Origin of the sequence: uncultured Paraglaciecola sp. (genome assembly GCF_913020055.1) — a bacterium.
In the GTDB taxonomy this organism is placed as follows: Bacteria; Pseudomonadota; Gammaproteobacteria; order Enterobacterales; family Alteromonadaceae; genus Paraglaciecola.
In genome coordinates this window covers 1-8,810 of the sequence record NZ_CAJWCF010000140.1, presented here as the reverse complement: position 1 = coordinate 8,810, position 8,810 = coordinate 1, and the positions used below count along the sequence as shown (strand labels likewise).

Annotated in this window: 7 protein-coding genes; 2 read left to right on the top strand and 5 right to left on the bottom strand. The window is 40.4% G+C overall.

What is annotated here, in order from left to right:
* The 5 genes from QZ488_RS20165 to QZ488_RS20145 form a co-directional block, all read right to left on the bottom strand.
* Positions 1-346 (bottom strand): hypothetical protein (locus QZ488_RS20165; protein WP_293752125.1); only part of this gene is annotated, 346 nt, incomplete at its 3' end.
* Positions 339-3,287, bottom strand: a complete 2,949-nt coding sequence (locus QZ488_RS20160) for a sarcosine oxidase subunit alpha family protein (protein ID WP_293752123.1) — start codon at positions 3,285-3,287, stop codon at positions 339-341. The genes QZ488_RS20165 and QZ488_RS20160, both read right to left, overlap by 8 nt.
* Entirely contained in the window at positions 3,284-3,574 is a 291-nt protein-coding gene (locus QZ488_RS20155; RefSeq protein WP_293752121.1) for a sarcosine oxidase subunit delta, read from the bottom strand. The genes QZ488_RS20160 and QZ488_RS20155 overlap by 4 nt, the downstream gene beginning before the upstream one ends.
* A 12-nt stretch (positions 3,575-3,586) precedes the next feature.
* Positions 3,587-4,849 (bottom strand): sarcosine oxidase subunit beta family protein, encoded by a 1,263-nt coding sequence (locus tag QZ488_RS20150; protein WP_293752119.1) that lies wholly within the window; start codon positions 4,847-4,849, stop codon positions 3,587-3,589.
* A 4-nt stretch (positions 4,850-4,853) separates the two neighbouring features.
* Positions 4,854-6,200: an FAD-binding oxidoreductase gene (locus QZ488_RS20145; protein WP_293752117.1), complete on the bottom strand. Its 1,347-nt coding sequence runs from the start codon at positions 6,198-6,200 to the stop codon at positions 4,854-4,856.
* A 422-nt stretch (positions 6,201-6,622) separates the two neighbouring features.
* Here QZ488_RS20145 and QZ488_RS20140 point away from each other — a divergent pair, with 422 nt between their 5' ends.
* On the top strand, positions 6,623-7,513 hold the full coding sequence (locus QZ488_RS20140; RefSeq protein WP_293752115.1) for a LysR substrate-binding domain-containing protein: 891 nt from the start codon (positions 6,623-6,625) through the stop codon (positions 7,511-7,513).
* 115 nt (positions 7,514-7,628) lie between these two features.
* Positions 7,629-8,786 carry an aromatic ring-hydroxylating dioxygenase subunit alpha gene (locus tag QZ488_RS20135; RefSeq protein WP_293752113.1) on the top strand — a complete coding sequence of 386 codons (1,158 nt, stop codon included), beginning with the start codon at positions 7,629-7,631 and terminating at the stop codon, positions 8,784-8,786.
* Positions 8,787-8,810 lie beyond the last annotated feature (24 nt).

The following is an 8,810-nucleotide window of genomic DNA, read 5'->3' as shown; positions in this document are numbered from 1 at the left end:
TCATTCCCCAACTGTCTGACTGATCTGTATAGTAAGCCGGTGCTTTAAATCTGTCTGCAAGATTTGCTTCAGCATCATCACCGTCGTAAGCAAAATAAGCCAATACTTGATTCTTTTGTAGGCGCCAAAGTGTCACTGAAGCATCCGAAGACTTGGTTGACTGACCCATCGCTGGTATAGACAAACCACAAGACTCTCCCATTGCAGATTCGATATCTTCAGCTCGATCTCTTGGAAGAGCGACCATCACTAAAGACTGGTCAGTTACCTCAGCAACAGTTACCCCATCGAACTCATGTTCTGCGCCACCCAAAGGTGACTCTTTTGTTAATTCATAATCAGACACGTAAACGCTCCCCTTCTGGATCGACAAAGTGTGGGCTACAAATTTCAACCTCGACATCGTTGCCTCTAACTAAATCAACTGCACGGACATTCTCACCTTTACGGTTGTGTCCACCCTTAATAAAACCTATACCAAGATAATGGCCTAATATCGGAGAATAAATGCAAGACGATATCCAGCCTTGATCATTTTCAGTGGTTGCCTTGTCGCGCAATCCAAGCAGATGAGAACATGCTAGAAGTAAATCGCTTGGATTAACTGGCTTAAAGCCAACCATTTGCAAACGGTCGTCACGCTGCAACTCTTCGCGCAAACCAAGTGTATAACCGATAAAGTCTTTCTTACCAGAAATCATGCCACCCATACCTAAGTCATAGGCGCTAGTCTGGCCATTAAGTTCAGGACCAGCTGCATGACCTTTTTCGATACGCATCACACCCAGTGCCTCAGTGCCATAAGGTATTACATTAAACTCTTCACCCGCTTCCATTAGAACTCTCATTAGTGAATCACCGTAACGTGTAGGGATGGCTATTTCATAAGCCAACTCACCTGAAAAAGAGATCCTAAATAGTCTCGCAGCTGTACCTCCACAAACTGTAATTTCACCCGCAGCCATGTATGGGAAAGCTTCGTTTGATATGTCACAATCAGGGTCAACAATCTTCTCGAGTAATTTACGTGAATTAGGTCCAGCAACAGCGTACTGAGCATACTGCTCAGTTACAGAAATCATATGTACATCTAGGTCCGGCCATAGACATTGATGACAAAATTGTAAATGACGATATACGTTAACCGCATTCGCAGTCGTTGTTGTCATTACAAAATGGTTTTCAGACATTCTCGCCGTTGTACCATCATCCATGACAATACCATCTTCACGTAGCATCAGGCCATATCGTGTTTTTCCCACTGGAACTTTCGCAAAAGCATTTGCATAAACTTTGTTTAAGAATTCAGAAACATCTTCACCTTTAATGTCAATCTTACCAAGCGTTGTAACATCACAGATTCCCACGGATGAACGGGTTTGCCTAACTTCACGGTCGACGGATTGTCGCCAATGCGTTTCACCTGGTAATGGAAACCATTGAGAACGATACCACATACCCACTTCAACAAAAATTGCATTCTGCTCAGTAGACCAGTTGTGACTAGGCGTATAGCGTGTTGGATAGAATTCCATCCCACGCCTTCTTCCAGCAAAAGCACCGATTGCAACTGGCACATATGGTGGACGGAAAATTGTAGTTCCTGTATCTTCCATTGTCTGTCCCATGTTCTCAGCCATAATGCCTATCGCAAGAACGTTAGCCGTTTTACCTTGATCTGTTGCCATGCCTAGAGTTGTATAACGTTTTACATGCTCAACAGACTTAAATCCTTCTTGGTTGGCAAGTTTAATATCTTTCACCGTAACGTCATTTTGAAAATCAACCCAGGCGCGATTTTTACCGCTTGGAATACCCCAATTTGCTGAAATATTATAAGAAACAACTGGTGTTGAGGCGGGTTTAGATTCTGAAGTTTTATACCCAAGATCTGCTGCAACAGAGGAACCTTGATTATGACCCTCAATGATTGCATCGGCAAGAACCATTGTGCCTTTAGCGCGACCAGCAACTGACATACCTACTGGTGGCGAAGAATCCGGTACAAAAGAGGCAATCTCTTCATTCCACTTTGGTACGCCACGATGGTGACAAGTGAAATGCAAGTTTGGATTCCAACCACCAGAAACAGCAAGCGTATCTGTGTCAATTGATTTTCCATTGGAGAGTTGGATTGACTTAAGTGCTCTTCGACCTTTGGTATCGACAACATCTGTACCCATACAGATTTCAGCACCAGGAACACGCATGACAGGACTAATTGAGCGTGAATCAATTACGGCGGCTACTCTGAATCCTTTAGCATTTAAATCTTTGGCAGTTTTCCAACCATCGTCATTATTTGTGTAAACAGAAATTCTTTGACCTGTGGCAACCGCAAACCTGTTGAGGTAAGTTCTAACCGCACTAGCTAACATAATTCCTGGACGATCATTATTGCCAAAAGCAATTAATCTCTCAGTAGCGCCGGCACAAAGAATCGCACGCTTTGTGTAAATGCGCCAATTAACTTGACGAGGTTTATCATTATCCTTTCTAGCTTCAGAAGCTCTATTTTCGATTGCACCATAAATGCCGTGGTCATAGGCGCCAAAAATCGTAGTATCAGACATCAGAGTAACGTTCTCCATTGCACCTAATTTAGCTACTGTCTTCTTAGCCCACTCACTACCAGCGATACCGTCAATTTTATTGGTTTCGCTATTTAAACGACCACCCATCAGAAAGTCTTCGTCAGCAAGAATAATTTTTGCGCCTGACTCTGCAGCTGTTAATGCAGCAGACAAACCAGTAGCTCCAGAACCAATAATGAGTATATCGCAATGGCGAAAACCCTTATCGTATGTGTCTGGGTCAGCTTCAGTAGAAAGTGTACCCAAGCCAGCTGACTTACGAATTGCTGGCTCATAAAATTTTTCCCAAAAGGATTTAGGCCACATAAAGGTCTTATAATAAAAACCTGCACCAAGTAATGGGGAGAGAAAATCAGTAATAGCCATAAAGTCAAAGCTTAGAGGGCCTCTATGGTTTTGACTGTTGGCCTCTAAACCGTTATACAGTTGTGTTACAGTTGCACGAGTGTTTGGATCTTTATATGCTCCATTTCCTATCTCCATGATAGCATTTGGTTCTTCCGAACCCGCTGTGACGATACCACGAGGTCGATGGTATTTAAAAGAACGTCCAATTAAGTGCTTATTGTTAGCAAGTAGCGCAGAAGCAAGCGTATCACCTTCATAACCTTTTAAAATTTGGCCGTTAAAGGTAAAATTTAAAACTTTTTCTTGGTCGATTAGACCGCCATCTATTCTATTGATTTGACTCATTTTCCACGACCCTTTGCTCTTGAAAAATCTTGAGCAAACTCAACATTTTTAATCTCATGTGTTAAAGTGTTACGAGTAACAATTAGCCATGATTGGTCACCTTGTTCGTGGTACCAAAGCTCTTGAATGTCGCCGGCAATATTTTCTCTAATATATTGATACTGATAGAAGTCTTCGGCGGCAGCACTTTTTTCCCAATTTGTAGGTCTATCGATAAGATCTGTCGATCCTAGGTATACAAACTCCTCAGAATCACGAGGGCCTAATAACGGATGGTTTATTATCATTAACTTATCCTCTTAATGTAGATTTGGTTGAGGTCCAACACCCTTCTCATCAATCATTGCACCGCGTCTGAAGCGATCTAGACGGTATGCAGTTGCGACCTCATGAGGTACGTCAGTTGCCAATAAGTGAGCATAACAATAACCACTTGCAGGTGTCGCTTTAAATCCTCCATAACACCAACCGCCATTAAAAAATAACTCTTTAACTTCTGTACTATCGATAAACGGTGATCCGTCCATAGACATATCCATAACACCACCCCACATTCGCAACAATCTTGCACGCCCTATCATTGGCATAATTGCCATACCTCCAGAACATACATCCTCAACAACTGGCAAGTTGCCACGTTGGGCATAGCTATTATAAGAATCAAGATCACCACCAAAGACGAGTCCACCTTTGTCCGATTGAGAACAATAAAAGTGACCCGCTCCGAAAGTAATAACATTATCCAAAACAGGTTTAAGACCTTCAGTTACAAAAGCCTGAAGAACATGACTCTCGATTGGAAGTTTGATGCCAGCCTTCTCCATAACTCGACTCGAAGAACCGGCCACACAAACACCTACACGATTCGCCTTAATATCACCCTTAGTAGTTTGAACGCCAAGGCATTTGCCGTTTTCGATATTAAAACCAGTGACTTCGCAGTTCTGGATAATATCAACGCCAAGGTCACTAGCACCACGAGCATAACCCCAAGCGACAGCATCATGGCGTACAGTTCCACCACGTGGCTGAGCTAGTGCAGCTTTAATGGGGAAACGAGCGTTATTCATATCAAGGAAAGGATATCTCTCTTTAACCTCTTTAGCTTCGAGATATTCACAGCCCGCATCAGCGAATAACATCGAATTACCACGACGAATAAAGGCATCACGCTGTGCATCTGAATGGATTAAGTTCATAATGCCACGCTGAGAAATCATTGCGTTGTAGTTCAAATCTTGCTCAAGGTTTTCCCAGAGTTGTAATGACAATTCATAAAAAGGTTCGTTGCCTGGCAAAAGGTAGTTTGAGCGGATAATTGTCGTATTTCTACCAACGTTACCAGAACCAATCCAGCCACGCTCAAGCACAGCAACATTTGTAATACCGTGATTTTTCGCCAAATAGTAAGCAGTCGCCAAACCATGACCACCACCACCAACAATAATGACATCATAGCCATCAGCCTTTGGTTCAGCATCACGCCAAGTTGGCTCCCAACCTTTGTGTCCTGTTAGGGCCTCTTTTAATACCTTGAAGGCGGAATAATGGGTTTTACTCACAATTTTAACTCCAAGGATAAGGACTATTAGACACCGGGTGTAGTTTACCTTCTTTGAAACGTGAGAACCTGAATGGCTCTAGAAGTTCTTGTTTTTCACCCATTAACTCTTCTGCTACTAAACAACCAACACCTAGCATTTTATAGCCATGATTACTATCAGCAATGATTGTTACATTTTCATTAAAAGTATCAATAACAGGAAAGCTATCAGGGGTGAAACAGCCAATACCACCTGAAGGCTCTTGATGATAGCTATCCATCAAACCTTCGAATCTTTTATGGCAATGTGCTAAGGCTGATACCCACATTTCTGGAAAATCTTTGCTTGCTGTAAATTCTTTACTTTCAGGACCATATGGATCGATTGCAACTTCATCAACTGGCGTATCAACTGTATATGGTGAAGCGCCACCCTGAATACCACCAAAGCTCCAATCAGGCTTGTAGTAAATACCCCACATTTGGTCAGTAATTAAAGAACCATCAACCGTTGAGTACAAAGGGGCATCTGTATCCACATGAAGTACAGGTGGAATTTTTCCATCGTTGGTAACCAGAGTTTCAGGTGGGATTTCTAAAACCCCCTCCTCTAACTGCCAAAAACGCCACATATCAATATCTTTGTGCTCGTTACCCTCTAAATCTTTTAATTCAACCTGAGAAGGAAGACCAAGCATACGCCAAAAATCACGAACCCAAGGACCAGCTCCTATAACCAATTTATCACATTCAATCGTTCCTTGACTTGTTTCAACAGCAGTAACTCTTTGACCGTCACCTGAACTTACAAAACCTTTCACTTCAGTGTTAAGAACAACATTAACACCTAAATCAAATACTTTTTTGGATAGACCTTCCATGGCCTTCACATTGTTAGCATAGCCGCCAGGCTTTTCATGAAGAACTGAAGTAATTCCTTTTGCTTGCCAATCATCAAAAAGATTTAACATGTATTCACGTGACTCTTCTTCACCCTCAATAAATACACTTTCATAACCAATTGCAGCTTGCTCTGTATGTATTTGCTTAACATCTTCTCGCATTTTTTCGCAAGAAATTTGCATATAGCCATTTGCATGATAACTGAATGCTTCGGGATCGCTCTCCCAAATACTAACTGAATGCGCCATTAATTTACGCATCGCTGGCTGAAAATAGTTGTTACGAACAACTCCACAAGCAATACCTGTAGCTCCCGCTGCAATTCTATCAGCCTTATCAATAATTACGATACGCCCTTCGATACTTTCACCAGCTGCAGTTAAACGCTCAGCTAAACGCCAGGCTGTTGATAAACCATGGATACCAGCGCCAACAATTACATATTCGGCTTGACTTGGTAACGACATATTAATCTCCTCATTATATTTGGATTTAAAAAAATTTTAAGCTATGGTTTTTTTTGTTTTGTGTCAAAGTGTTTCAACACATATCAATAAAATTATTTCTAGCTTATTTATTAGCATTATTATCTTCAAATTTAAAGCTTTGTATGGTTAAAAAATTCAAACTGAAGTGAAATTAATTAATTAAAAAAAAATTATATTTGTATAAATGATATACACACTATGTCACTAGTATTTTTTATCATATTATTAACAGAAGTTTTTTACAAAAAACCTTATATAGAAAGCACTTTGAAAGATATAAATTACATAAAATGAATGAATAATTATCAATTTTTTGGCGATATTTAAGTAGTAAATACATAGATGTATAACAAATAAAATAAAAAGTTAAGTATAATTATATTCAACATTTAGGAGATATTATGTCACGTAGATACTATAAATTGCCACCACTTACTTCGTTGGCAACATTTGAAACTGCTGCACGTCATCGTAGCTTCAAAGGTGCTGCAGAAGAGTTAGGTGTTACACCTGGCGCGGTTAGTCACCAGATTAAATTTTTAGAAACTGAACTTGGATTGTCTTTGTTTGATCGCAAGCATCACGGCAATAATTTAACCGATCATGGTGAGTCCTTGTTTGCTGTCCTTCAAAGTAGCTTTACAGCAGTTTCTTCAACACTTGCTAATCTAAGACGCTCAGCCAACGATAAAGAAGTTACCATCAGTGCAACTACTGCAGTTTCTGGTCTGTGGCTGACAACTCGTTTATCTCAGTTTTGGAGAAAACATCCTGAAATTCCAGTCAACCAACATGTCACTGATAACCCTGACTCTCAAGGTGTGGCGGTTGATTTAAAAATCTGCTATGGTTATGTTGAAAACGAATCAACACAAAAACATACACTTTTTCAAGATGAATTAGTGCCTGTTTGTAGTCCACATTTTGCAAAAGAACATCCAAACCCAAGTTTAGACGAATTGGCACAATTACAACTTATTCATCTTAGAGCCAAAGATAAAAACTGGTCTAATTGGTTTTCTTGGTTCAGTGCCCTTGGCTACAAAGGAAAAATTTCTCAAGGGACACACGTGAATAACTATATGATTGCACTTCAAGCGGCCGCTGATGGCACAGGAATCGTGCTCGGATGGAGACACCTTTGCAAGCCAAAGATTGATAGCGGTGAGTTAGTGGTTCTGGGTGACACCTCAATACCTGCTCCCTCTGCGATCTATATCATGAGCGAAAAGGAAGAACTATTACCGAACAATGTCAAAGCCCTCAGAGACTTCCTAATTTCAAAAACTTAATTGATTAATTTGAAATATTAGTTAGTGAAATTTATTCAATTTTTTGACAGAATTTAATTAAGATCATTAACGTCAAATTGATTGTATCATAACGTTTTTTCTTTAAGTACTTGTCGTGTCTGAAATCCCTCTAACTAACCTAGACTCTGTCCTAACTTCAATTCATCAAGCTAAAGGTTTGCCCAACGATCACTATATTAGTGATGCTGTTTTTGAGGAAGAAAAAATAGCGATCCTATTTGACAACTGGTCTGCTATCGGCTTCGGGAAAGATATACCTGAAGAAGGCGACGCCAAACCAATCAACTTTGTCGACATGCCACTGTTAATGGTTCGTGACAAAAATGGTGAAATTAATGTTTTTCAAAATACTTGCCGTCATCGTGGAATGATTCTAGTTGAGGAACCAACAAATATTACTGGAATGATACGATGCCCTTACCATAGCTGGAGCTACTCACTCAATGGAGATCTTTGTGCTACTCCGATGGTAGGTGGAACGGGTATACACACTCATGAAGCGATTAATCATGATGAATTGGGTTTGTTTAAAATTCGATCAGCTGTTTGGCAAGATATCGTCTTTGTTAACATATCTAACAATGCTCAAGAATTTAGAGATTATGCCTCTAAGACAATAGAAAGATGGTCAGAATTTGAAAAACCGCTCCATCACGGTGGTGACAGCTCTTCTTTCACACTAAACCTGAACACCAACTGGAAGCTAGCAGTAGAGAACTACTGTGAAAGCTACCATCTCCCCTGGATTCATCCAGAGCTTAACACTACCTCAAGTATAAAGGACCATTACCATATTGAAGAACCTGGTCAATGCTCTGGTCAAGGATCTCATGTCTATAATCAAATGAAATCTGAAAGTGGTGATGTTTTCCCAGACTTTGAAGGTCTTTCTAAAAAGTGGGATACAACTAGTGAATACATTGCGTTATACCCAAATGTACTCTTGGGTGTCCATCGAGATCACTTCTTTTCCATTATTATTCAACCTATTAGTTCAGAAAAGTCGATTGAGCATGTCTCAATATACTATGCCAAAAAACCAAAAGAAATGCCTCATTTAAAAAACTTAATCGACACAAATGCACATTTTTGGAAGGAGGTTTTTTTGGAAGATGTCGGCGTAGTTGAGGGAATGCAGCGAGGCAGAAAAGGGTTAATGTTTGACGGAGGAAAATTCTCGCCAGTGATGGACAGCGCTACCCATTGCTTTCATCAATGGGTTGCTCAGCTAATTAAGAACTACCGATCTTAAAAAAATTATATTGAACTTGGGAGA

Excerpts from the sequence above, each read along its gene's own strand:
- QZ488_RS20140 (WP_293752115.1), top strand. The coding sequence starts at position 6,623 with ATGTCACGTAGATACTATAAATTGCCACCACTTACTTCGTTGGCAACA.
- QZ488_RS20155 (WP_293752121.1), bottom strand. The coding sequence starts at position 3,574 with ATGATAATAAACCATCCGTTATTAGGCCCTCGTGATTCTGAGGAGTTT.
- QZ488_RS20160 (WP_293752123.1), bottom strand. The coding sequence starts at position 3,287 with ATGAGTCAAATCAATAGAATAGATGGCGGTCTAATCGACCAAGAAAAA.
- QZ488_RS20145 (WP_293752117.1), bottom strand. The coding sequence starts at position 6,200 with ATGTCGTTACCAAGTCAAGCCGAATATGTAATTGTTGGCGCTGGTATC.